Genomic DNA, 23,561 nt, shown 5'->3' with positions numbered 1-23,561 from the left:
TGACGCTTGTGAGGACTCATTAAATAATGGTATGACAAGGGCGGTCCCATCATCAGGGGCCGCCCTTTGCCATAAAAGAGCGCTTCGCTTATGTGCCGGACTTCAGAGTCGTTCGGATCAGCGCCTCCGGGATGATCAGCAGCAGCGCAAGCGCGCCGTATACGCCGATGGCGTAGCTGTCCGCGTAGTCGAAGCCGAAGCCCTGATGGAACAACGTCGAGACCAGATGGATCGCCATGTTCGCGAAGCAGAAGGCATAGCTGCGGACCATCCAGTTCCGATGGCGAATGATTCTCTTTTTTCTGATTTGGACAAGGGCCGTAACCGTGATGAACAGCCATATCAAATTCATGAAGTTAAATCCCATGCTGCTGATCTTGCCCCCGGTGGCATAAGGCGCCATGTACCCGGACGTAAGGACGACGAAAAGAACGGATACGATATACGTATAACCATTGACACGGTGAATTTTCCGGTTGTTCTCGAGCAGCCGGGACGAGAAGTTCAGCAGCCCGGTCGCCATGGCCAGGCACGCAAACGCGACGTGGATATACATGACATTCAGCCACATCGGCAGATTCAGTTCGCGTTTCAAGCCGGTCTTATGGCTCAGGAAGCTTTCCGCTCCGGGATCGATGATGTAATTCCGAATCAGCGCGTATAAAATGAACAGGATGGCGATGGCAGCCAACATTTTGTAAGAAAATATCCCTTTTCTCATTGACGGTTTTCCTCAGATTTCTCCTCGATTTCACCAGGCGTTACCCTTTTTCCCGTCACTTTGGATGCCGGCAGAATGCCTGCTTTGGCGATTCCGGTCATCACGTCTCCATTTACCGCAACCTCGAATTTCAAATTCAAGCGCATCGGCTTCGTCACGCGAAGAGACCAGCTCAGCCTATCATTTTGCCAGTCAGGATCGATTAGCTCCACGGTCTCGTCGCCTTGCGTGGCTGTCCCCTGGAGATCGCCGTCCCGAATGACAATCGAAAGCAGGACCGGCATCTTACCTACGGGCGTGGCGATGATTGTCTCCCAGTTGCCGGCCAGGTCGGAGGTGGAAGTCCGGCTCGCCGGAACATCGGCAGGTCCGCCCGAGTTGAGCACGGCGAGCGGCGCGTGTCCGTCCGAGTTGGGCGCAGCGAGCGGCGCGTGTCCGTCCGAGTTGAGCGCAGCGAGCGGCGCGTGTCCGTCCGAGTTGGGCGCAGCGAGCGGTGCGTGTCCATCCGAGTTGGGCGCAGCAAGCGGCGCGTGTCCGTCCGAGTTGAGCAAGGCGAGCGGTGCGTGTCTATCCGAGTTGAGCACGGCGAGCGGCGCGGGTTCGCTGGGGCGAACGGAGCTTGGCGGCTTGGCGGCGTCAGGCTCCAGCCCAACTGCCCGCCATACCGTACCTCTGCGCTCGTATTCGAACAACCGCTCTACCGCATGCGCGATACGCGGTCCCAGCTCGCGCTCCACCAGATGCAGCGCGACATCCAGACCCGACGTAACGCCTCCGCCGGTAACCAGATTACCGTCATCCACGACGCGGGCTTGCACGGGAGCGGCTCCGATCGCACCCAGCACGTCCATGCCCAAATGATGCGTCACTGCAGGCCTGCCCTCCAGAAGTCCTCCCATAGCCAGCAGAAGGGAACCTCCGCATACCGTAGCGACGACGACATCGGCTCTTTCAAGCGCCCGTTCGACGAGCCCCGTCAATTCCGTGCCCATGGCGCGAGCTAAGATGGTCGGAACGGAGTCCGGACCATCACCCTCGACATCCCCGGAAGCGCCGGGGACGACAATGATGCCGCCTTTCTCCGGAGCCAGTCTGCCGGTCGCTTCGATCTTGAGCCCTCCTACGCCGCTTGCGACGGATCTGCTGCCTTCCGCAGTGACGAGCTCTACGACAATCGCGCCATCCGTATACTTGGCGGCAGCGCAGAACACTTCGTATGGCGCAATGGCATCCAACAAGTCGAAGCCGTCAAATAACACGATTTGAACCGATAACATGAATGGAAATCCCCCTTTGATATATTGAAGCGGCTGAAGCCGTTTCGAATAATGCGATCCTATTGCGACTTGCCTTGTTCGAAGAAAATCATAACAAGAAAGTATCTCGAACCAAGCATCCAAGGGGTCACAGAACAGGAACAATCCGTCACAAAGCGGCAAGGGCAGCTTGGTTCTCGCGGGAATCGTGGTAAAGTAGGAGAGGAAGGTGGGATCGATATGAGTTTGATGCCAACGGTGCTAGTCGTAGACGACGATCCAAGCATCGTCGAATTGATAAAGGATTTCCTGGAGAACGAGAAGTTCGAAGTGAGGACCGCTTGCGATGCGGCCGAGGCGTGGAGGATATTCCAGCAGCAGGCCATTGACTGTCTCGTGCTCGATATCATGATGCCGGGAGAGAACGGCTTCGACTTGTGCAGACGGATTCGGAGGGACAGCGACGTGCCGATTCTCTTTTTAAGCGCGCGCGGCGACGACGTGGACAAAATCAGAGGGCTGACGCTCGGAGGAGACGATTACATCGTCAAGTCCGCTTCGCCGGGAGAGATCGTGGCCCGTGTGAAAGCGGTATTGCGCCGCATGGGAAGCAAGCGGCTAAACGCGGAGAACATCTTGGACTACGGACGCATTCAACTGAATTTGACAGCCAGGGAGGTCGTCATCGACGGAGAAAACGTTATGCTCACGCCGAAGGAATATGAGCTGTTGACGTTGTTCGCGGAGCATCCTCGCCAAGTATTCTCCTATGAGCAATTGCTGCAAAAGTTCTGGGAAGGCGTCGGGGACAAGCATACGGTAAGAGTCCATATCGGTCGGCTGCGCGACAAGATCGAGTCCGACCCGGACAAGCCGCGTCACTTGGTCAATGTTTGGGGCGTCGGCTACCGATTCGAAGGAGGCTGAGATGAAGACGCTACGCATTCGCAAGTTTTTGTTGTTATGTCTGTTCTTTTTTCTGCTGCTTCCTTGGGTCTTCTACTTGGGGGCGTTTTATATGGAGTATGGAACAATTCGGATTGCGACGGGAGGCGCGGACAAAACCAGCGTATTGCCCGTTCATGCGCTTATTGCAGGACTGCTGCTAGCGTTGTTCGTCGTGGCGATGAGAATGAGGAGGTATCTGCTTAAGCCTCTGGAAGGACTCGGCGCGGCGGCCCGGCAGGTCGCTGCCGGCGAACGGGAGATTGCGCTGCCGGCGGTTCGCTTGACCGAGATCGCCGAAGTTCGGGACGCTTTCGAGGTCATGTTGAAGGCGCTGCGGCAATCGAGTCTAAAGCAGGCGGAGCTCGAGGAGGAACGCCGCTTCGTCATCGCGGCGCTGGCGCATGACCTTCGAACTCCGTTATTCGCGCTACGAGGTTATTTGGATGGCCTGGAGCAAGGGATTGCCCGATCGCCCGAGAAGATCGCCCGCTACCTGTCCGTATGCAAGGAGAAGTCCGCGCAATTGGATCGGCTCGTGGAGGAGCTGTTCGACTTCGCGAAGCTGGATTACGTAGAGCCGGAGCTGAATGCGTCGTCCGTTGATCTGACCGCCGTGCTCCGGAGATCGATGGACAGCTTGAAGCCGCAGGCGGAGCAAAAGGGGATTATATTTGCCGCGGAGGGATTGGAGAGTCATTGCTCCATATGCGGCGAAGGCCACTTATTGGAACGCGCTTTCGTCAATCTGATGGAGAATGCCGTCCGATATACGCCCGAAGGAGGCGGGGGCGTCATCACTGTTCAATGTTACCGGGACGCCGGCCTCGTCCGCTTCGCAATCGGAGACACGGGCCCGGGTTTCGCGGCGGAGGAGCTGCAGCGGGTATTCGAGCCGTTATATCGCGGGGAAGCTTCGAGAAATCGTTCCACAGGCGGCACCGGGCTCGGCCTAACCATCTCGAGGCGCATTATCAGGAAACACGGCGGGGAGCTTGAGGCGAGCAACGGTCCGGATGGCGGGGCGCTGATATCGGGCTGGCTGCCTCGCGGGGAAGTTGATACAAATTAGTTATAACTATTTGGACCGTACGATGGATCGTCCCGACGAGGTATGATAGACGTACCAGTACATGCGGGAAGGTGAGCAATGATGAATAGAATGTCCAGGCAGGCCTCGGGCGAACAACCGTTTACGTTGGTAGTGGGGGCCATCCGGCTCCGAGCATACATGGCGGAGGATGCGGAAGCCATCCACGCGCTGACGTGGCAGCCCGAGATCCATGCGTGGCTGCCTGGCTGGAACGTGTCCCTGGAGCAGCGGAGAGAGTGGCTCGAGAACTGCGAAATACCGGAGAACGGGGAATTTCTGCGCTTGGCAAGCAATGGGGAGGACGTGGGAGAGCTGCGGCTTCGATTGGCCATTATGCTAGAACAAACGGGAGAATTGATCGGTTGGTGCTGCACCGGCCCGAAGGAGGAGCTGCCGGCGCCTAACCGCGAGATCATGTATGCCATCTCCAAAGACCATAGGGGCAAAGGCTATGCTACGCAAGCCGTGCAGGCGGTCACCGGCTATCTGTTCGCGCATGCGAACATCGAGGTGCTGAGCGCCGTTGCTCTGCTCGCCAACGATGCCTCGAACAGAGTTCTCCAGAAATGCGGCTTCGTCTTCATGAACGTTATCGAGATCGACGATGAAGTGTACAACTATTATATGCTAGTGCGAGGGGGTGTCTCATAAGGCCGGGCTATCGAGCGTAAAGCCGCGTCTGAGCAGCTATAGCCCGGAAAATTCGGGCTTTCGAGCCAGCCCCGCGCCGATAACTCTGCCAGAGATTCATCCGGAGGCGGCTTTCGTCTGTCAACTGCTATCATAAGAATACAGCGGCAATTAACCAATACCCGCAAATGGCGGCAATAGGATAATCTTTTGGCACCGCCATTTTTTAATTATTTTTCCATCAAACGAGCGGTATGTTTCGTTCCTCCCTACCATCTAGTTCATAACATCTCGATAAACACGCCGCGCCGCCTAAGGACAACGGGAGCCAACCGCTCGTCTACGAAAAAGGCGATGTCGATAACCATTCCAAAATGCGCAGAGCGGGCTTCTATTTGTTAGGCGGCTATGCAAAGTCTGTTCTTCGGCGAAACAACGCTTAAGAATTACGATTTTTCTTCCATAGTAAAATAAGAACATGTATAATGGAACAATCAATCATCTTAGCGCGAAGCACGCGCCGTTGTCTCTTTTTGAGATAGCGGCGCCTTTTTATTTGTCTGAGGGAGTTGAAGCGAATGTCATTCGGCGCGTTATTTGATCAATTTGCGAGAGAACAACTTTGTGAAGCAACCGGCAAAAGGCTGGAGATGCTCCAGAAGGATTTGTTGGCGGAAAAGAAAATGTTCCAAGAGGTGTTGTGGCCGGCGTTTCGAACGTTTAAAGGTTTTACGATGCAATTCGAGATTGTTACCTTTACGGGAGTTTCGATTTACATTGACGCCTTCTATGAGCCATTAGGCATTGCGTTTGAGAGCGAGGGCTTTGTCGCGCATGCGGAGAACATTACCCGTGACAGATTCGATTTCGAAAGGCATCGAGTACGTACATTGGCAAACAAAGGTTATCTGTACTACCCGTTTACTTGGGACGAGCTGAGCAAGAGACCGGATAAATGCAGAACGAGTTTGTTCGAGTTATTGGGAGCGCTAGGAGCAGTAGAGGGAGAAGAGTTATCTCTTTATGAACAGAAGGTAATTGCTTACGCTGCTTATATCAACAAGCCAATCTATCTGAAGGATGTGCAAGATTGTTTAAAACGAGGCGAGGACGTGAGTCGGAAAGTACTGAAGAATCTTCAAGCCAAACATCGAATCAAACCGCTGCGGACCGGCAAACAGCGTGTTCACGCGTATGTACTAACAGATGAGCTTGGGAATAGGCGGGGGAGAAATATTTACAACCGGATATGAACTGTGCTACATGCTAAAGAAATGAACTAAGCACAATCCCCCTTTTAGCACAGTAATCAAGTTACTTGAAACTGCGGCACCCATCATACGAAAGTTCCATGCATCAGCCTAACTGTAGTCACGAGTAACCAAGTTACTTGAAACTGTGGCAGCAAAGTACGAAGGGCCGTCGAGCGCAATAGCCCGAAAAAATCGGGCTATAGCAGCGTCGCCGGCCCCGCCGAGCGCAATAGCCCGAAAAAATCGGGCTATAGCAGCGCAGCCGGCCCCGTCGAGCGCAATAGCCCGAAAAAATCGGGCTATAACAGCGCCGCTGGTCCCGCCGAGCGCAATAGCCCGAAAAAATCGGGCTATAGGAGCGCCGCCGGCTCCGCCGAGCGCAATAGCCCGAAAAAATCGGGCTATAGCAGCGCCGCCGGCCCCGCCGAGCGCAATAGCCCGAAAAAATCGGGCTATAGCAGCGCCGCCGCCCCCGCCAAGCGCAATAGCCCGAAAAAATCGGGCTATAGCAGCGCCGCCGCCCCCGCCAAGCGCAATAGCCCGAAAAAATCGGGCTATAGGAGCGCCGCCGGCCCCACCGAGCGCAATAGCCCGAAAAAATCGGGCTATAGCAGCGCCGCCGACCCCGCCAAGCGCAATAGCCCGAAAAAATCGGGATATTGCTCGCTTCCAGCTCCAGCTTCGTCCGCGCCCGGGCTAAGTCGCCCTGCGCGACTGCTTCTTGGCGGGGACCCAAATATAGGCTGCAGCGGCGCAAAGGATCGACAGGATCCATGGGAGATACTTTAATCCCTTCAACCAAGCAGATTGTCCTAACGTCAAGTAGGCGGTGATGGCGATAACCTCGCTGACGATAATGCCGCCTATAAAACCTACGATTAGTCCTGCGATTGCAAACAACGTTTTTCTGAACATGTCCGTTTCCCCCATTAAAAAGTAATGTTTACTCCCGTTTATCCGTTCCTTATATCTAAAAAATGCAGGCGTTGCAAAATGCTCACGAAACGGGTGGCATATCTCTACAAAATACCCATGATACGCGGGACATATCTCTGCAAAATGCCTACGGTACGGGCGGCATATATCCAAAAAAATGCCCACGATACGAGCCCATTTTTCTGCAAAAATGTACATTCATCAGCCGGGCCGGGCGCTAATCCGGCAAATTGCCCGACTTCGTGCCAACGCGATACGGCGTCGTGACGCCTTCATAATTAATCATCATCGACATGCCGTTCGCCGCGTGGCCGAGATTGTGGCAATGCTCCATCCATAGGCCGGGGTTGTTGGCTTGAAACGCGATTTCGTATTCGTCGCCCTGAAAGAGTAAAACGCTGTCGGCGTATACAGGGCTTCCCGTCAACGGCTTGCCGTTTTTCGTCAGCACCTTGAACAGATGGCCATGCATATGCATGGGATGCTCTGCGCCAAACTCGTGCTTAAGTGTGATTTTGATCCATTCGCCTTCCTTGACCATAAGGGGAGGGATATCATGGAATCGCTTGCCGTTGATGTCCAGCAGACCGAGTACGAGCTCGTATTCGCGGTCGAACGTCATGTCGGCCGTAACGCCGTCATCAAGCGGCGTGCCGTAGGAGGCGAGATCGAATTCGGCGCCTTTTTTGTCGAGCAGGGCGGGTGCGGTCCCTTCCCCAAGCGTAACGCGCAACGCTTCTTTATTCCGGCTGTACACCTCGACTTGGCCGCTCTGAGGCATGGCCAGCAGCACGTCATAACGTTGCCCGCCTCCGATCGGAATCCATTGATCCCGGATGACGTCCGGACCGTTTAGATCCTGTCCGTCCATCGAGACGACTTGGAAATCCGCTCCAGCAACGCCCATCCATTGCACCTCGCTGGAGCTATTGATCAGGCGGAGCCGAATACGCTCCCCGGGCTTCGCGGCAAGCGTGTCGCCTCCACGCTTGCCGTTGGTCAGCCAATGCTTGTCGGCAAGCTTTTGCAACGTGACCGCGTAGTCCCTATCGTACCGAAGAGAATCCTCGCGGGGCTCCACGATCAGTCTGCCTATCAGGCCCTTTTGAGCCTGCTCGGAGCTCTGCTGATGCGAGTGGTACCAGTACGTCCCGGCATGCCCCGCTATGAATTCGTACGTAAAGGATTCGCCGGGGCTGATCGCGTCTTGCGTCACGCCGGCGACGCCGTCCTGCGAGCAGGGGAGGACGATGCCATGCCAATGAATGGTGACGCCGCTGTCGATATCCTTGTTGTTAAGGTTGACAATGACGCGGTCCCCTTGTTGAACTCGAAGCTCGGGACCGGGCGTCGTCCCGTCAAAGGTCCAGGCAGAGACGGTTCGGCCGCCGATATCGACCTTCGTCTTATAGGCCGTCAGATCGAAGGCCGAAGTTGGCGCAGAGGACGACGCCTCCGTCATGTCTGCACAGGAGGAGCCTCCATCGCTTGCCGTGCCGCTTCCGGAGTTCATCTGCCCGGCATGATCGGCATGATCGGCATGACCGCTCATATCGGCCATATTGATCTCCTCCGGATATTTCAGCTTATACATGCCGCAGGCCGCCGTTACGAGGGGAAGCAGCGCCAAGAGGGCGGCGATGCAGAGCATCGGAACCAGCGGGGATCGTAGTCGTTTCATCTATGATTTCGCCTCATTTCCTAAGTGGATGTACCGATTGTAGCAATGAAATGTTGTGAACCTGTGACGAAGTTTTTCGTATTCCGTGAAATTGCGGAGAGAGGTTATTCTTTTTTTGACAAGGCGATTCCGGAGCTCTAACATACAACCTAGAAGCACAAGGCTAGAAGTACAAGTTGAAACGACTGTCGCCTTTTTGCGGCGAAGCGCGTTACATTCCGGGAAAAATCGAAAAAGGATGTCGATTTCGTTTCTATATTTTCAACAAAGGGAGGATCTTGAATGGCGCATACGCTGCTGCTTGTAGATGACGAACAGAAGGTATTGGACTTCGTGGAGCCTTACCTGAAGGGGGAAGGGTATGTCGTGGTAACGGCGAAGACGGGCCTTGATGCGCTTCGTCTGGCGAAGGAACATAAGCCGGAGCTTGCCATTTTGGACTGGATGCTGCCGGAAATGAGCGGCATCGACGTCTGTCGGGAGCTGCGTCGCGAGACTGCGATGGGCATCATCATGGTAACGGCCCGGACGGACGAGACGGACAAAATCGTAGGGCTCGAGATGGGTGCCGACGATTACCTGACGAAACCTTTTTCTCTAAGAGAGCTGCATGCGCGAATCCGAGCGGTTCTGCGGCGGATGGAGGGAGCGGGGGGCGACAAGGAGAGGATCCTGCAAAGGGGCGAGCTCTCGATTTCGGAGTCGCAATGCAGAGTCTGGAAGCAGGGCGAGGAACTGACATTGACGCCTACGGAGCTGAAGCTGCTTCTGACGCTGGCGGCGAAGCCGGGCATCGTGTACAGCCGGCTGCAGCTGCTTCAGGCTGCGCTGGCCGAGGATCTGCTCAACGACGAGAGAACGGTCGACGCACACATTAGCCGCATTCGCAAAAAAATCGAAGCTGATCCGTCAAGCCCCGTCTATATTCAAACGGTGTACGGCTTCGGCTACCGGTTCGGCGGCGGTGCGTCCTTATGACCGTTCGGCGCAAGCTGTTCCTCGCGATGGCAGCGCTGGTAGCGAGTTTGAGTCTCATTCATATCCTGATTGCCGTATTCGTCGTAAACGGGGCGTTAAAATATATGGATATCGCGAATCGCGACGAAGAGGTCGCCCATCTGGCGGACCGGCTATTGGACTACTATAACGCTCACGACAAAACATGGAGCGGCATTGATGCAACGAACCAGTTCTCATCCGATGACGCTGGTCCGCTCGAGACCAGCTTTCTCCTGCTATCGAAGAATCGGGAATTGCTGCTTCTAGCCGGCTCCCGCAATGAAGTCGAGATTCGAGCATTCGGAGAGAAGCATGACCTCCTTGCAGATGGAGTCGAAGTCGGCATTTTATATTACTACCATCCCGAGGCGGCTAATCTGGCCAAGCTTCAATACGGGATCGGAAGCTCCGTGACGGTCATTCTGCTGGCATTTTCGGTTATTCTGCTGCTTGTGTCTTTAATCGCGGCTTATTGGCTTGCCAAACGGATAACAGCTCCTCTTCAGTCGCTCGTACCCGCCATCGATCGGTTGGGCAGCGGGGAGCTTGGCGCCCAGGTACCTGTGCTGGGCAAGGATGAGTACGGTAAAGTTGCCGAGTCGTTTAATGCGATGTCGACTCAACTGGAGCGAACGGAGATTGCCAGAAGGAGTCTGGTGGCGGACGTTGCGCATGAGCTGCGGACGCCGCTGACCATCCTGCAAGGCCAGCTGGACTTGCTTCAGCAGCAGGGGAGAGCCGCCGAACCCCATGAGCTGTTATCGCTGCAGGATGAGCTGATCCGGCTCGGCAAGCTGGTTAACGATCTGCATCAATTGTCGATGGCGGAAGCGCACAAGCTGGTGTTGGATCGTAAACCGGGGTCGCTGGAAGAGCTGCTGGGACGGATCTTGAACCGATACGGCGAGGAAGCAGAGGAGCGCGGGATGACGCTCGTCCTGGAGGACCGAAGCGGCAACCCTCAGCTATGGCTGGATTGGGATCGCATGACGCAAGTATTCCTAAACTTGATCGGGAACGCGATGCGTTATACGCCTGACGAAGGAACGATCACTGTCGAGATCGGCGCTGAGCTTGAACCTGCCGGCAGCGAAGCATCGGTGGTCGTTGCAGCTATTGCGGATACGGGCCCGGGCATAGCTCCGGAGCATCTGCCTTATATTTTTGACCGATTCTATCGCAGCGACGATGCTCGGGATCGTAACAGCGGGGGGATGGGACTCGGACTTGCCATTGCCAAAGAATTTGTCGCCGTTCATGGGGGCTCAATTGAAGTTAAGAGCAAGCTTGGGATCGGTACAACGTTCATCGTGAAACTGCCCGCGAGCCAAAAAAAATAATGATTTATGGTTCGCAGGCATTGTCCCGTGAATAGGATAATAACACATTAGGCGACGAGGGGACCTTTCGCATGAACATGCCAACGCCGAATCCTTCATCACGGGACGCCATGCCGCTGGCCGAGTAATATAGGACCTGCAATTACATGCCGATGCCCATTGTTATTGCAAACCGTTCCGCAGGGCAATCGGTTCATGTTATATATCGACTGGGACGTTATCCGCATCAAGCGAGTTTTGGAATCTGCCACTCCGTAGCTGCCTGTAAAGTCATCATGGGAGGATGAGCGGCATGAACATTTCGCGGGATAAAATATCGGTAATCCGGGTGCCGTTTGGCTTGGGAGGCGGAATTGCCGGTACGGAACAGGGGCCGACGAGCATACTGGCGGCAGGCTTGCTGGATGAATTGAAGCATCTGGCTCCGCATGGGGTGAGCTGCGACGAGGTACGGCTGGAACAACCGCATCGGGACGCCGACAGCGAGGATACGAATTCAGAGACAGTTTATGCGAACAGCAGTCTTAACCTGTCGCCGCGAAGCCGACAAGACGGGATCATCAAATATGAGCCGCAAGTGAGGGCGATGAGCGAACGAACGGCGGATCGCGTGGCGCGAGCCGCCCTGTACGGAAGCTTTCCGCTTGTGCTTGGCGGTGACCATAGCGTAGCGATAGGTACGCTTGCCGGCATGTCTCGCGTATACGACAAGCTGGGAGTGATCTGGGTGGACGCGCACGGGGACTTGAACACGGAGCATACTTCTTCTTCCGGCAACGCTAACGGTATGGTGCTCGCGATCGCAACGGGGCTCGCTGCATTCAAACAGACCGATATCGGACAGACGAGACGGCTTCTGCGCAATCGGAATATCGTTCTCGTGGGCATCCGGCAACTTGACGATGGGGAGAAAACCTTGATTCGCTCGCATGGTATTCATTGTTTTACGATAATGGACATCGATCGGCTCGGTATCCAGGAAGTTATCGAGCGCGCGCTTCTGCTGGCAGGCAACGATTCGGACGGCATTCATCTTAGTCTCGACATGGATGCGCTGGATCCTGGAGAGGCCCCCGGCGTCGGGACGCCCGTGCATGGCGGACTTACATTCCGGGAAGCGCGGCTCGCGATGGAGGGACTGGCGGCCAGTCCCTCCATCGCTTCTATGGATATCGTAGGAGTGAATCCGCTGAAGGATAAAGAAAGCCGAACGTCCGGACTGGCAGTAGCGCTGGCAGCGGCATTTATGGGCAAACGTATTCTATGATTATTTCTATACGAATAGAGAGGTCCATGCGGCGAATGACTGCAAGGGCCTTTTGCTCATTTCCAGGTCCATGGATAGAATTTCCCCTGATGGCAGAGACTACTCGAGATAACTTAATCTTGGGCATCTACTTGCCGTCGGTGGTGATTTGATGAATTCGCTAAATAGGAAGGGACAATCGAATAGGCAACAGACCGTGTCGATCAGCGTCAACCATACGCTGGAGGAATACGAGAGGATGGAGCTAAACGGCGATCTCGACCAGCTCGACACCATCATGCAGGAGACAGTCGGCGAAAGCGCCGACTTCTCCGTTCGCCGCTTCCGCATCTTTGGACATTATTCCGCGGTCATATACTGCTTCTCCCATATGGTGCAGCAGACGATGCTGAACGAAGAGATCATGAAGCCCCTTATGAATGTGCCCAGTCACTTAAATCCCGAATTGCTTGTTAGGGAGGAGCTGGCGGAGTTTCTTGTCAATGAGACGTTGTACCATTGCGGCGTCGAAACCGAGAAAATGATGGACAGGTTATTGAGCGCGGTGCTTGCGGGTGATACCGTCATCGCGATCGAAGGCGTGAAGGCGGCTCTTCTAATATCTACCCGGGGCATCGAGAAAAGAGGCATCGAGCAGCCGGCAACCGAGCAGGTTATACGAGGTCCGCGCGAAGGCTTTATTGAAACGCTCGGCACTAATCTGGGATTGATTCGTTATCGGCTGCAATCCACGCAATTGCGGGTGGAATCCATGGAGATCGGCCGGCGAACCAAGTCCAAGGTTGCCCTCTGCTACTTGCGCGATATTACGGATCCCAACCTTCTAAAGGAGCTGAAACGCCGGCTTTCGAACATCGACATCGACGGCATATTGGATTCCGGATATTTGGAGCAGTTCATCGAGGATAATAAGTGGTCGCCGTTCCCGCAGGTGCAATACACGGAGAGGCCGGACAAAATCGTAGCGAATTTGCTGGAAGGCCGTGTCGCCATCCTCGTGGATGGATCCCCGCTGGCTCTTGTCGTGCCGACAATCTTCGCGCAATTCTATCAGACGGTAGAGGATTACACAGAGCGATTTCTGCTAATGAGCGCCATCAGACTGGCTCGGCTTGTAGCGTTAATCTTCTCCCTCGTGTTTCCCGCGTTGTACGTAGCCGTCATTTCGTTTAACCCCGAGTTGATTCCTACGGAATTTGCGGTTGCGGTGGCGGGCGGCAGGGCTGGCGTTCCATTCCCGGCGGTCGTGGAGGTGCTTATCATGGAGGTGTCCATGGAAGTGTTGCGCGAAGCGACGATACGGCTTCCGCAGCAGGTAGGCGGCGCGCTCTCCATCGTCGGCGTGCTCGTTATCGGACAAGCGGCCGTAGCTGCCGGTTTCGCGAGCCCCATCACCGTCGTCATCATCGCGCTTACGACGATTGGTTCTTTCGCCACCCCGGCTTACAACGCAGCGCTGGCGCTTCGATTGCTTCGGTTTCCTCTCATTTTCATGGCGGGCACGTTCGGGCTCTACGGCGTCATGATCGGTTTAATCCTCATCGCCAACCACATGCTTTCGTTAAAATCGTTCGGCGTCCCTTATCTTAGCCCGATCGTTCCAGGCAACTTTCAAGGGATGAAAGACGTGCTCATTCGCAGTCCTCTTAGTTGGATGAATAGAAGGCCGTCCTTCCTGGCCCCGCAGGATGATGTCAAGCTTCGCCCTCCTCAGAAACACCAGGACGGAGAGCAGCCGGACGGGGACCAATCAAGCTGAGAACGATCCCAACAAACAAAGCGGAAAGGAGATATCTGTTCCATGAACGATTCCCAATCCCCTGATTCGAACCGCTCCATTACGGTATTCCAGGCTACGGCCATTCTTGTAAGCACCATTATCGGCGTCGGCGTTTTGCCTCTGCCGCTCTTCGCGGCGAACGCGGCCGGTTCTGCCGCGCCGCTCGTCACGCTTCTCGGCATGCTCGTTGCTATGGCAGGGCTTTCCGTCATCACTTGGCTGGGCGTGCGTTTTCCCGATCAGACGATCATCCAATATAGCCGCAGCGTGCTAGGCAAGTGGGGAGCGGCGATCGGAAGCCTCGTGATCATTCTGTTCTTCGCGATCTTGACATCGCTGACCGCACGAGAATTCGGCGAAGTGGTCGTCACGACGGTTCTTAAGACGACTCCCGTAGAAGTGACGGTTATCTGCATGCTGCTGCTGGCGGCTGCTGCCGTGCGCAAGTCGATCGTGCAGTTCGCGTATATGCATAACTTCTACTTCCCCTTCCTTCTTGTCCCGTGCCTGCTGATCGCGTTCCTCTCGCTCAAAAATGCCGAGTTGCTTAATCTGGAGCCTATCATCTCGACCCATTCCGGCAAGGTAGTATTGGGTATGCTGACTGTTGGCGGATTATTCCAGGGCTCCTTTATCATTACCATGATCATTCCGTCCATGCGCAAACCAGAAAAGGCGATGAAAGCAAGCTTTTTTGGAATAGCTATAGCAGGGGGCTTATATCTGATCATTGTCACGGCGGCCGTCAGCGTGTTCGGTTCAGAAGAAATCAAGATGCTGTTATGGCCCACTCTTGAGCTCGCGAAAGCGACTTCGCTGCCCGCCAACGTGCTGGAGCGATTGGACGCAGCCTTCCTGGCGGTGTGGGTAACTGCCGTTTTTACGACGCTGCTGTCCAGTTATTTCCTGACGATCTATGCCATGAAACAACTTTTTGGAATGAAGGAGCACCGCACCTTGTCCTTTGTCATGCTGCCCTTCATCTATTTCATGGCGATGCTTCCGCAGAACGTCAAGTATATGTATCGCATTATTGAAGACGTGGGGCGTTACGGCTTGTTGGTGACGATCGTTTACCCCTTAATTCTGCTTCTCTTGGCGTTGGCGCGAAGGAAGAAAGGGGCGCAGGCATGAGCGGCATGGCGAAGACGAGGCTGATAGCGACCGTATTGGTCCTGCTTCTGTTCATGCCATTGCTCGCCGGCTGCTGGGACAGGCTTGAGATCGATGACAGAGCGGTCGTGCTGGGCGTTTCCATCGATGAAGTCAGTAACCAAGAGGGCGAGGAAGAGGAGCAAGAGGTATCGCATGTAAAGGGCTCCCTGCCTCCGCCAAGCAAAGGGATGGTCCGCATCGGTGTTCAAATCGCTCTGCCTGGCCGCATCCCGCTCGGTCCCGGCGAAGCTGGGGGAGGCAATGGGGAAACGAAAGATACCGTCTGGGTCATCAGCGTCGTAGGCCATACCGTCGACGATGCGTTCATGAACCTGCAGCAGCAAATTTCGGCTCGTATTTTTTTCGGCCATCTGAGAGTCATTGTATTATCCGAAGCCGTTGCCAAAAAGGGAATCGAGAATATTAACGACTTCTTTCGGCGCAACCCGGAGGTTCGTCGAATGGCTTGGATGATGGTGGCCAAGGGCCGCGCGGAGAAACTTATAGAAGCTTCTCCCAAGCTGGAGCGCGTGCCTACGTTATATTTGATGTCGACTCTGGAGAATTCGATCCGCATGGGGAAGTTTCCGAAGAATTACATTGGACAGTTCTGGAGCAATTCGTCGAAGCTGGGTCAGGAAGGATTTCTGCCTTATATAGATATAAAGGAGAACGAAAACGTGGGCGTGCAAGGGCTTGCGTATTTCCGCGGCAATCATTTGGTCGGAACGACCAAGCCGGCGGAGATTTCGGGGTTTCTAGGCATTAGAGGAGTCAATCCTGCGGGGTACCGGGCAGTCGTCCAGCTAGAGAAGGACAATTCCAACAAGACGGTTATGACGAACGTCACGCACCGTTATTCCAGAATCAATCTGGACATCAAGGACGGCCTGCCCCGTTTTCGCATTTTGGTGGAGCTTGAAGCCAATCTGGAGGAGAAAATCAACGGAGAGTTATCCATTGACGATCCCGAAACGATACGGCGAATCGAGCAAGTACAGAGCGAGACCTCCGCCATGTTCTACCAGAACGTCATCCGGCAGACCCAGCTCAAGGGCTCCGACATTTTCGGCTTCGGCGAGCAGGTTCGGGCGAAGAAGCCGGGTTATTGGAATAAGAACATCGGGTCGAAGGAGAAGTGGCAGGAGATGTACAAGCGGCTTGAATTCGATATCGATGTTAACGTGAAGATCAGAAGGGTCGGTATGAACGCGATGTAAGAAAGGGGATCCGATATGGAAGTAGGCGTGCTGACGATCGGCGTTTCGGGATACCTCTGTCTGCTCTGCGCAGCCTGCGGCCTGTTCCTGCTCACGATCGATGTCGCGATGGCGGACAGGGGGAGCAAGGATTACAGGACCGCTAAGGCTTTCGGCTGGATTCATCTCGTATTGGCGGCGGCCTGTCTGTTGCTGTTGTGGTTGTTGTAAAATGAACGGCTACACGTAAACAGGTTCTTTATAAAGAGGTCTTGCGATTTATACGCAAGGTCTCTTTGCATTTACCACATAAACGTATATGTTTCCGGGCTTGCCTTGGATGTGAAATTACGAGCTTGCGCGGCAGCTTTTTTGAGTCTTATAGCCGGAAAACTGCGTATAAGAGGAGAGCTTCGATGGCGATAGGAAGAACATGGAGGTGCATACCACTGAAGAAGAAGAGCATAGTCGTCCTTGTTTGCCTGGCTGCCGTTCTGCTGTTGTTGACGATGTTTATCATTGATTCGAGGTCAGGCGATAACAAGCAGCCGCTTCTTGTGGAGGGGCAGGGCGTTGCCATTACGGTTGAACGGTTCCACTCCTATAAGGCAAATGCGGAGCTTGCCGCGACGGTATCGGACTTCGCGGTACCGAGCGACGAGGAAATACTGGACGAGCTGACGGCGACCGAGCTTTCTGTTGCTTATGCCCGGGATAAAGGGTTAACGGCCACGAAGGAAGAGATTGATTCCGTCATTGCCAACGAAAGGGCGGCGCTGATGGATGCGGATTCCGAGAACGGACTTGCGGCGGAGCTGATGCAGCGGCGAATCGACAAGACGGGGCTGACGGAGGAAGCGTTCTGGTCCAGCGAAGAGACCAGGGCGAACTACGAAAGGGCGGTGCTGCTTGGCGAGTTGGCCGCGCTACTCATAGACGAGGGCTCCATCGGCGATTATTTCGAGTTCGGAAACTTCCAGCGTGAGCTTCTGGAGCGGCGGAGAGACAACATCCGAACGGATTGGTCGTTATTGGAGAATGACAAGACGTATTAACGTTCCCCTAGCATTCGAACACTTTTGGGATTAGCCGGTTTTGTTGTCGCCAAGAAAGTGGCGCTGCCGTCAAACGGCGGAGCCATTCGAGGCCGCCTTGGAAGCAAGCTCGGCCCCGCGATCCTGCCCACGCCGAATGAATAACCATACGCCTGACAGGATGAAGACGCCGGCAACCAACTGATAGCCGGTCAACGCTTCTTTTAGCAGCACCCAAGCGAGAAGCGACGAGATGACGGGCTCGCCGAGCACGGACATGGACACGGCGGTCGCGTTCATATATTTGAGTAGCCAGTTGAACAAATAATGTCCGAACAGGGTTGGCACGATGGCGAGCAGCAGAAACAGCCCCCATTCTTGTCCGGAGTAGCCCGTAAACGGATTGCCGACAGCGACGTTGTAGACGGCCAGCGCGGTAGCGGCGAACAGGAACACCCAGAAGTTGTAAGGGAACGCTCCTACGCTGTCGCGGAGACCTTTGCCGATCAGCATATGCGCAGCCACAGCGACGGTTCCGAAGAAAGAGAGAATATCGCCCGCCAGCGCATCGCCGGACAGACTGAAATCGCCGGCCCCGATCATAACGGAGCCGATGATGGCGATGCCCATGCCGGCCAGCATGGCGGAATTGGCTTTTGTCTTATAGATCCAGTAAGAGCCCAGCATAACAAGAACGGGCTCAAGCGTAAGAATGACGGTGGAGCTTGCGACGGTCGTCAGGCGCAAGGAAGCCATCCAGAGTAGAAAATGAAGGCCCAGCATAAGACCGGAGGCCCCCAGCATCAGCCATTGCTTCCTCGTAAGCGCGAACAGCTCGCGACGGTATTTCCAGGCAAACGGCAGCAGGAGCAGATTGGTCAGATACAGCCGGTACATGGCAATGACGGCAACGTCGGCTTGAGACCATTTGATAAAGATGGAAGAGAACGAGATGGCTACAATGCCTGCTACATAAAGAAGTTCATATGTGGTAATACCTTTCGTGCTGCGATTCATGAGGTTTAGCTCGCTTTCGGTCGTGTAATGAAGTCCATATTTGAATATAGCTTATGGACGGGGCTGTTTGCCAGAGCAATTTTTGGTTAATGGACGAGATCGACGGCACCCCGATTCTCGAGAGACGTGTAAAAAGGCATAAAAAAGACGGGCTCCTTCAAGCATGAAGAGGAGCTCGCCTTTTTTGAAAGATAAGAAAGTAAATCACATACAACCCACAAAAGCTTGAAAATCTAAAGGACACCAGCGACGCTATTTGCCCGTTTTTTGACCTCTACCCAATCTAACGGACAGGCAAGACTCTATTTCGTCGAAACCAAACCATTAGACGTTCGGATGATGCAAATAACGTCATGTGTGTCCGTTAAATTTTGGAAAGCTAGCAAAATCGAAAAATAGTGTTGTTTTTGTCCGTTAGGCGGTCACTGGATGAAAGGATCAATACTTACGATCTAGCTCCGAAGCAGTGCGATTAAGCAGAATAGCCGAGCGTTAATGAATCTAGCGATGTTTTTTTGTGTTTTCGGCGATGCTATCCTTCCGGTAGGTGAAAACGGGCAGGATTTCGTCGCCTTCGCCGGCGCACTGTTCCAACGTATAAACATAACGCTCGGAGTTTTCGCGAAGTTGAATGTTTTTGCAAATAAACTCCTGTTTCCCTTTGTCGGCTCCGGAGCTCATTCCGTCCCGTGTATTGTCGATCGTCCACGTGATGGTCCTGCCGTTAGAATGTACATCATGGATCCAGTAACCTCCATCGAAAGCTGGAGGAATGAGTAACAAATAGTCGCCTTTGCCTTCACGATGGCGATGGACCATCTCGTTCAGACGTTCGATGTCGGCTTGATTGAAGCGATGGAGGATGTTGTTCCACTCCGCATGCTGATGCCGATCGGCCTTTAGCCACATATAAGTTGCAGCCCCGGCCCAGACCGTCAATAGGACAATCAACGCTCCCAAGAGCATCCCCGTTCTTCTCATGTGTTATCCCCGATTCGGCGTGTCTGCAGTCCGCTAGCTTAAGTCCGCTTACTTGAGCGCTTTATTCTCCCAATTGAGCTGGGCCTGGAACCGATGCTTCTTGAGCTCATCTGCAGATGGATTTGGCACGTTGTCGGCAGTCTTTACGATGACAAGCCTGGATTCGTCGTTCCAGCCGACATCCGCCCCAAATGTCTCCAGTACAAGTCTTGCAGGGACGTAGGTTCTGCCGTTTTTGATCCGCGCGGGCGCTTCCAGCTTCTTCGTTTCGCCATTAATGATGGCTGTATCGGAATCTACGGTCAGCACGATGGTCGTGCCGGCTTTGCTTGCGGTTACTTTGCGCGCCACGGGATCCCAGCCGATCTTGGCTCCCAGCTTTGTCAACAGCTCCCGGAATGGAACAAGCGTATAGGCATTCTGAATAAAAGGTTCGTTCTCTAGTCGCAGCAGCTCGTTATCCCAGAGGAACGCGGCAGCATATCCTACCTTGACGAATGGAGCAGCCTGCTCGAGCCATTCTCCTGCGTCGGGCAGAGGCTTCTCAAGGGGATGATTTAAGAAATCCAGCCATGCGCCCGTATTCGCGTCGATGGATGGCTGCAGACCTTCCTGGAAGAAGTTGATTTCCGGCTTCAAGCGCAGCTTGTAGGCCAGCTTGCCTCCCACGTATTCCAGATTTAAATCATACATCGACAACAATCGTTTTTTGGCCAAAACGCTGGAATAGGCGGGTTTGATTTTTTCCGGAATCGTCGGGTTCTCCCATTGATATTCCTTCGGGAACTTGCCGTCGTAGGTCATCAAATATTGAGGATGCAGCGCATAGATAAGCCTTGGCTGCTCGGGATCGTAAATAGCCTGCCACTTCAAAAACGGATCAACAGCGGAATAGAAGCGATTGGCTGCTTCATTCAAAGTAATTAGGCCGGCGGCATTTTGGGCGGAATTCGGACTATAGGTTTGCTCTTTCCAATAAACCGAATAGGCTCGGACGTCGCCCGTTACTCGGTCAACAGTCACATAGCCTCCGTTTGATCCGTCGCGAATTCCGTTGTGGGACCGGTCGTAGCGAATGATATGCATTCTGGCCGTATGGAATTCTCTGCCTGCGATATAATCGGAGATGGGATAAGGATCGTCCATCCATTGGACATCCAGCGTCCAGTTTTGCTGCTCTACGAATTTGGAGGCGATATCCCGTACTTCATCGACAGTAAACTTAAAGGTGCTTTCATCGTTAGGGTCGCTGGGATACTCCACGACGTAATCCGATTGCAAGCTTGCCGCATACTCCGTAACCTTGCCGTCTTTTGCTTGCAGTTTAATGAACCCAGCCAAGTACGGGTTAGTCGTTTTAGGGAACGATTTTTCTCCCCTGAACGTGATTTCCCAAATTCCGCCAACAAGCTTGGCTTCTGCTTTCGCAGCTGCGGGAATAAGATGAAGCGCATTGGCCCGATCGATGGCTTGGGCGGCGGAATCGATCTTAACCGCGGCGACTTCCGCCGCATAAGCGGCAGGTGCGGGAGCCGCGGCCAGCACGGCTCCAAAAGAAAGCGAAACGGCTAACAGAGTTTTGGCTAATTTGTTTGTTATCATCATTTTCCACTCCTACCATTGATGAGGAATTATTGCTCTACAAATAGACGTAGCTAGAATGGAAAGGTTGCGCTTAAAAAAATTGGTATTGAAGCTCGGATGCAAAAAAGCAGCTATTCGTCGCGAGAATAATCCGTTTCTCGCTGAACAGCTGCATTTTTGTTAATTGCTTATGGAACGGAAATAACAGACCGGCCTGCTTCCTGCGAACGGGAGAAGGCGGGCTAGACTTGCTCGCCGGTATTGTCCGCAATGGCGTTCGAAGCTGTTTCGCCGCTGATTGCATCCGGGCCGCCAATGTCGGCTGGAGACTCGCTGCCTGCATTTTGAGCAGGAGCAGTTACGCTGCCTGCATTTTGTGCAGGAGCAGCTTCGCTGCCGGAGGCAGCCTCTTTGCGCGGCTTCGGTGCAGACGGCTTGGGTTTCTTTGCGGCCTCGACCTCGAAGTAAGCTTGCAATTCGGCTACCTTCTTGGGGTTATCGAGCTTGACCTTGTCTTTGAACACATGCTCCACGAGCGCTTCCCAAGTCGGCTCCTTCTTCTGGGAGCGGAGCAGCCTAATCGCATTTTTGACCAGCCGTCGTTCCTTGGCATTGGAGTGCATATCCTTGTATTTCTGCGTGAAGCTGAAGTCGAGGTGAGGGAATGCCGTGCGGAAAATATCCGCCGTCATCCGCGCGTCGTCCAGCGCCCGGTGGGCGGAGCCCTCTGAGCTTAAGCCAAGTTCCTGCAGCGCTGCCTCAACGCTTACGTCGTTCGTGAGTCCGCGATAACGCAGAAAGCCTTTGAGCAGGTCAAAGTAATTTACGCTTAACCAATAGGCATCGTCGAGCTTGTGCATGCGGGTATCCAGCACGATTCGCTTCAAGTCTTCGCCGCCCCAAGTGACAAGGAGCGGAGACTCGCTGCGCGAAAGCCATTGCAGGAAAGCGCCGATGACGCGCGGGAACCGTTCCGCCGTATCGATGGATTGCTGCGGGATGCCCGTTTTTTTCTGAATAAAGCTATTCAATTTTGCAAAATAAACCGGTTTTATAAAAGCCGTAAATTCGTCTACAAGCTCGAGACGCTCGTTAAGCCGAACGGCACCGATCTCGATGACCTCCATGGGCAGATCGCTTGCAAACTTGCGGCCGTTAAATTCGATATCCAATACAATATAGTCCAATGCTGTAACCTCCGCTATGAGTATCGCCGCTTCCATTTTAACAGAAATCAGCCCCGAATGCTTCTTTTTGGTATGCGATTGCCAAATGCGGCCTGCCGGGACTACAATGAAAGCTGAGATTTGCTGCAGCAAGAGAGGAGTATGCACCATCATGTCATCCACCAACACCATTGCCGAACGCGAGGTTAAATCCAGACGTCTGTTCATAGCCGTCATACTCGGCCTGCTTGCGGGTATAGGCCCGCTTAGCATCGATATGTATTTGCCAGCGCTCCCGGCGCTTGCAGATGATTTTAACGCTTCGACGTCGCTTGCGCAGCTCAGCTTGACCGCATGCCTGGTCGGCATCGCGCTCGGGCAGTTGATCGTTGGACCGATCAGCGACGTAAGAGGGCGCAGGATGCCTTTGTTAATCGGCATGGCCGTATATGCCGTCATTTCATTGCTATGCGTGTTTTCTCCGAGCATATGGACTTTTATTTTGCTTCGTTTCGTACAGGGTTTCGCAGGTGCAGCGGGTATCGTAATTTCCCGTGCTAGCGCAAGAGATTTGTATGCCGGCGCGGAGCTGACTAAGTTTTTTGCGCTGCTGATGCTTATTAACGGGGCTGCCCCGATTTTAGCTCCAATGATCGGAGCGGAGATCGTGACGTTTACGTCATGGAGGGGGGTATTCGCTGTTCTGAGCGCGTCGGGCTTGCTAATGCTGGCAGCCGTTTACGTAGGGCTTCGGGAGACCCTACCTGTCGATCGCCGATCTCGCGGAGGTTTGCGCAATACGTTGACGACGTTCCGCAAGCTGCTGGGCAATTCCGCCTTTATGGGCTACGCGTTCACGCAGGGCCTTATGATGGCTGCCATGTTCGCTTATATTTCCGGTTCTTCCTTTGTTCTGCAAGAGCTGTACGGCGTGACGCCGCGCGGATATAGTCTTGTGTTCGGGCTTAACGGCGCAGGCATCATCCTGGCGAGCCAAATCGCGGGCAGGTTGGCAGGCAAAGTGCCTGCACGCAGGCTGCTTACGGCAGGTCTGTCGATGGCAAGCCTCGGCGCGATTATTCTGATGGCTGCCGTGTTGCTTGATCTAGGCTTGCCGATGGTCATTGCTGGCTTCTTTTTCGTCGTGTCCAGCATCGGCATCACCAGCGCGACGACGACATCGCTGGCGCTGCAAGATCAAGGACGCTCGGCGGGAAGCGCCTCGGCGCTGCTCGGCATGCTCTCCTTTGTCTTCGGCGGAATCGCAGCGCCGCTCGTAGGCCTTGGCGGCGAAGGGACGGCTCTGCCGCTGGCAACCGTCATGATGGCGTTGATCGCGGGGGCCGTCGTGTGTTTCGCGTTGTTTACGCGCGGGCCAGAGGGAGAGGCGGCGGGGCGTTAGCCGAGCCGATAGCGGAACTTGCTTTGGCCCCGCGTGGCGTGTTTGTAACAGCCAGTTATTTCGTTTATGCGCTTAAGAACAGAGCATTTGCTATCGTTTCTACATTAAGAGCCTCTTCCCGA

General features: G+C 54.3%; 21 protein-coding genes. 13 read left to right on the top strand and 8 right to left on the bottom strand.

The window, feature by feature from the left end:
• Positions 1-88: 88 nt before the first annotated feature.
• Both B1748_RS20845 and B1748_RS37610 read right to left on the bottom strand, forming a co-directional pair.
• The gene (locus B1748_RS20845; RefSeq protein ID WP_087569868.1) at positions 89-721 is read right to left on the bottom strand and encodes a DUF2306 domain-containing protein; all 633 of its coding nucleotides are present in this window, start codon (positions 719-721) and stop codon (positions 89-91) included.
• Positions 718-1,998 carry a DJ-1/PfpI family protein gene (locus B1748_RS37610; protein ID WP_256975800.1) on the bottom strand — a complete coding sequence of 427 codons (1,281 nt, stop codon included), beginning with the start codon at positions 1,996-1,998 and terminating at the stop codon, positions 718-720. Before B1748_RS37610 ends, B1748_RS20845 begins: the two co-directional genes overlap by 4 nt.
• 219 nt (positions 1,999-2,217) lie before the next feature.
• Between B1748_RS37610 and B1748_RS20835 the strand changes: the two genes are divergently transcribed.
• The 4 genes from B1748_RS20835 (at position 2,218) to B1748_RS20820 (ending at position 5,898) form a co-directional block, all read left to right on the top strand.
• Positions 2,218-2,904, top strand: a complete 687-nt coding sequence (locus B1748_RS20835) for a response regulator transcription factor (RefSeq protein WP_087569867.1) — start codon at positions 2,218-2,220, stop codon at positions 2,902-2,904.
• A 1-nt stretch (position 2,905) separates the two neighbouring features.
• Positions 2,906-3,994 carry a sensor histidine kinase gene (locus B1748_RS20830; RefSeq protein ID WP_087569866.1) on the top strand — a complete coding sequence of 363 codons (1,089 nt, stop codon included), beginning with the start codon at positions 2,906-2,908 and terminating at the stop codon, positions 3,992-3,994.
• Between the two features lie 78 nt (positions 3,995-4,072).
• On the top strand, positions 4,073-4,666 hold the full coding sequence (locus tag B1748_RS20825; protein ID WP_306299336.1) for a GNAT family N-acetyltransferase: 594 nt from the start codon (positions 4,073-4,075) through the stop codon (positions 4,664-4,666).
• A gap of 557 nt (positions 4,667-5,223) precedes the next feature.
• Positions 5,224-5,898 (top strand): hypothetical protein, encoded by a 675-nt coding sequence (locus tag B1748_RS20820; RefSeq protein WP_087569865.1) that lies wholly within the window; start codon positions 5,224-5,226, stop codon positions 5,896-5,898.
• 696 nt (positions 5,899-6,594) lie between these two features.
• On the opposite strand, the gene B1748_RS20815 is transcribed toward B1748_RS20820, so the two are convergent.
• The gene (locus B1748_RS20815; RefSeq protein WP_087569864.1) at positions 6,595-6,813 is read right to left on the bottom strand and encodes a DUF5957 family protein; all 219 of its coding nucleotides are present in this window, start codon (positions 6,811-6,813) and stop codon (positions 6,595-6,597) included.
• Between the two features lie 238 nt (positions 6,814-7,051).
• A complete protein-coding gene (locus B1748_RS20810) occupies positions 7,052-8,515 on the bottom strand; it encodes a multicopper oxidase family protein (protein WP_087569863.1) in 1,464 nt (487 codons plus the stop codon).
• Between the two features lie 282 nt (positions 8,516-8,797).
• Here B1748_RS20810 and B1748_RS20805 point away from each other — a divergent pair, with 282 nt between their 5' ends.
• The 8 genes from B1748_RS20805 to B1748_RS20770 all read left to right on the top strand — a co-directional run bounded on the left by B1748_RS20805 (position 8,798) and on the right by B1748_RS20770 (position 17,310).
• Entirely contained in the window at positions 8,798-9,493 is a 696-nt protein-coding gene (locus B1748_RS20805) for a response regulator transcription factor (protein ID WP_087569862.1), read from the top strand.
• Positions 9,490-10,854, top strand: coding sequence for a sensor histidine kinase (locus B1748_RS20800; protein ID WP_087569861.1), 1,365 nt, complete (start codon positions 9,490-9,492; stop codon positions 10,852-10,854). The genes B1748_RS20805 and B1748_RS20800 overlap by 4 nt, the downstream gene beginning before the upstream one ends.
• 292 nt (positions 10,855-11,146) lie before the next feature.
• The gene (rocF, locus tag B1748_RS20795; protein ID WP_179215714.1) at positions 11,147-12,121 is read left to right on the top strand and encodes an arginase; all 975 of its coding nucleotides are present in this window, start codon (positions 11,147-11,149) and stop codon (positions 12,119-12,121) included.
• 238 nt (positions 12,122-12,359) lie between these two features.
• Positions 12,360-13,880 (top strand): spore germination protein, encoded by a 1,521-nt coding sequence (locus B1748_RS20790; protein ID WP_256975804.1) that lies wholly within the window; start codon positions 12,360-12,362, stop codon positions 13,878-13,880.
• A 42-nt stretch (positions 13,881-13,922) separates the two neighbouring features.
• Positions 13,923-15,035 carry a GerAB/ArcD/ProY family transporter gene (locus B1748_RS20785; protein WP_087569858.1) on the top strand — a complete coding sequence of 371 codons (1,113 nt, stop codon included), beginning with the start codon at positions 13,923-13,925 and terminating at the stop codon, positions 15,033-15,035.
• Positions 15,032-16,276: a Ger(x)C family spore germination protein gene (locus B1748_RS20780; protein ID WP_087569857.1), complete on the top strand. Its 1,245-nt coding sequence runs from the start codon at positions 15,032-15,034 to the stop codon at positions 16,274-16,276. Before B1748_RS20785 ends, B1748_RS20780 begins: the two co-directional genes overlap by 4 nt.
• 15 nt (positions 16,277-16,291) lie before the next feature.
• Positions 16,292-16,486 (top strand): CLC_0170 family protein, encoded by a 195-nt coding sequence (locus B1748_RS20775; RefSeq protein WP_087569856.1) that lies wholly within the window; start codon positions 16,292-16,294, stop codon positions 16,484-16,486.
• 185 nt (positions 16,487-16,671) lie between these two features.
• Positions 16,672-17,310 carry a SurA N-terminal domain-containing protein gene (locus tag B1748_RS20770; protein ID WP_087569855.1) on the top strand — a complete coding sequence of 213 codons (639 nt, stop codon included), beginning with the start codon at positions 16,672-16,674 and terminating at the stop codon, positions 17,308-17,310.
• 69 nt (positions 17,311-17,379) lie between these two features.
• On the opposite strand, the gene B1748_RS20765 is transcribed toward B1748_RS20770, so the two are convergent.
• The 4 genes from B1748_RS20765 to B1748_RS20750 all read right to left on the bottom strand — a co-directional run bounded on the left by B1748_RS20765 (position 17,380) and on the right by B1748_RS20750 (position 22,211).
• Positions 17,380-18,306: a DMT family transporter gene (locus B1748_RS20765; RefSeq protein ID WP_087569854.1), complete on the bottom strand. Its 927-nt coding sequence runs from the start codon at positions 18,304-18,306 to the stop codon at positions 17,380-17,382.
• A gap of 501 nt (positions 18,307-18,807) precedes the next feature.
• On the bottom strand, positions 18,808-19,287 hold the full coding sequence (locus B1748_RS20760) for a DUF4362 domain-containing protein (RefSeq protein ID WP_087569853.1): 480 nt from the start codon (positions 19,285-19,287) through the stop codon (positions 18,808-18,810).
• A gap of 48 nt (positions 19,288-19,335) precedes the next feature.
• Positions 19,336-20,889 (bottom strand): copper amine oxidase N-terminal domain-containing protein, encoded by a 1,554-nt coding sequence (locus tag B1748_RS37245; protein WP_218781647.1) that lies wholly within the window; start codon positions 20,887-20,889, stop codon positions 19,336-19,338.
• Between the two features lie 224 nt (positions 20,890-21,113).
• On the bottom strand, positions 21,114-22,211 hold the full coding sequence (locus B1748_RS20750) for a 3'-5' exonuclease (protein WP_256975797.1): 1,098 nt from the start codon (positions 22,209-22,211) through the stop codon (positions 21,114-21,116).
• Between B1748_RS20750 and B1748_RS20745 the strand changes: the two genes are divergently transcribed.
• Positions 22,210-23,439, top strand: a complete 1,230-nt coding sequence (locus tag B1748_RS20745) for a multidrug effflux MFS transporter (protein ID WP_087569852.1) — start codon at positions 22,210-22,212, stop codon at positions 23,437-23,439. The two genes, B1748_RS20750 and B1748_RS20745, sit on opposite strands and share 2 nt — an antisense overlap.
• Positions 23,440-23,561 lie beyond the last annotated feature (122 nt).

The organism is Paenibacillus sp. MY03 (assembly GCF_002165585.1).
In the GTDB taxonomy this organism is placed as follows: domain Bacteria; phylum Bacillota; class Bacilli; order Paenibacillales; family Paenibacillaceae; genus Pristimantibacillus; species Pristimantibacillus agaridevorans.
Note: the sequence above shows the minus strand (reverse complement) of the source record. Positions and strands in the feature narration are given on the sequence as shown.

Excerpts from the sequence above, each read along its gene's own strand:
- B1748_RS20845 (WP_087569868.1), bottom strand. The coding sequence starts at position 721 with ATGAGAAAAGGGATATTTTCTTACAAAATGTTGGCTGCCATCGCCATC.
- B1748_RS37610 (WP_256975800.1), bottom strand. The coding sequence starts at position 1,998 with ATGTTATCGGTTCAAATCGTGTTATTTGACGGCTTCGACTTGTTGGAT.
- B1748_RS20835 (WP_087569867.1), top strand. The coding sequence starts at position 2,218 with ATGAGTTTGATGCCAACGGTGCTAGTCGTAGACGACGATCCAAGCATC.
- B1748_RS20830 (WP_087569866.1), top strand. The coding sequence starts at position 2,906 with ATGAAGACGCTACGCATTCGCAAGTTTTTGTTGTTATGTCTGTTCTTT.
- B1748_RS20825 (WP_306299336.1), top strand. The coding sequence starts at position 4,073 with ATGATGAATAGAATGTCCAGGCAGGCCTCGGGCGAACAACCGTTTACG.
- B1748_RS20820 (WP_087569865.1), top strand. The coding sequence starts at position 5,224 with ATGTCATTCGGCGCGTTATTTGATCAATTTGCGAGAGAACAACTTTGT.
- B1748_RS20815 (WP_087569864.1), bottom strand. The coding sequence starts at position 6,813 with ATGTTCAGAAAAACGTTGTTTGCAATCGCAGGACTAATCGTAGGTTTT.
- B1748_RS20810 (WP_087569863.1), bottom strand. The coding sequence starts at position 8,515 with ATGAAACGACTACGATCCCCGCTGGTTCCGATGCTCTGCATCGCCGCC.
- B1748_RS20805 (WP_087569862.1), top strand. The coding sequence starts at position 8,798 with ATGGCGCATACGCTGCTGCTTGTAGATGACGAACAGAAGGTATTGGAC.
- B1748_RS20800 (WP_087569861.1), top strand. The coding sequence starts at position 9,490 with ATGACCGTTCGGCGCAAGCTGTTCCTCGCGATGGCAGCGCTGGTAGCG.
- rocF (WP_179215714.1), top strand. The coding sequence starts at position 11,147 with ATGAACATTTCGCGGGATAAAATATCGGTAATCCGGGTGCCGTTTGGC.
- B1748_RS20790 (WP_256975804.1), top strand. The coding sequence starts at position 12,360 with ATGGAGCTAAACGGCGATCTCGACCAGCTCGACACCATCATGCAGGAG.
- B1748_RS20785 (WP_087569858.1), top strand. The coding sequence starts at position 13,923 with ATGAACGATTCCCAATCCCCTGATTCGAACCGCTCCATTACGGTATTC.
- B1748_RS20780 (WP_087569857.1), top strand. The coding sequence starts at position 15,032 with ATGAGCGGCATGGCGAAGACGAGGCTGATAGCGACCGTATTGGTCCTG.
- B1748_RS20775 (WP_087569856.1), top strand. The coding sequence starts at position 16,292 with ATGGAAGTAGGCGTGCTGACGATCGGCGTTTCGGGATACCTCTGTCTG.
- B1748_RS20770 (WP_087569855.1), top strand. The coding sequence starts at position 16,672 with ATGGCGATAGGAAGAACATGGAGGTGCATACCACTGAAGAAGAAGAGC.
- B1748_RS20765 (WP_087569854.1), bottom strand. The coding sequence starts at position 18,306 with ATGAATCGCAGCACGAAAGGTATTACCACATATGAACTTCTTTATGTA.
- B1748_RS20760 (WP_087569853.1), bottom strand. The coding sequence starts at position 19,287 with ATGAGAAGAACGGGGATGCTCTTGGGAGCGTTGATTGTCCTATTGACG.
- B1748_RS37245 (WP_218781647.1), bottom strand. The coding sequence starts at position 20,889 with ATGATAACAAACAAATTAGCCAAAACTCTGTTAGCCGTTTCGCTTTCT.
- B1748_RS20745 (WP_087569852.1), top strand. The coding sequence starts at position 22,210 with ATGTCATCCACCAACACCATTGCCGAACGCGAGGTTAAATCCAGACGT.
- B1748_RS20750 (WP_256975797.1), bottom strand. The coding sequence starts at position 22,211 with ATGATGGTGCATACTCCTCTCTTGCTGCAGCAAATCTCAGCTTTCATT.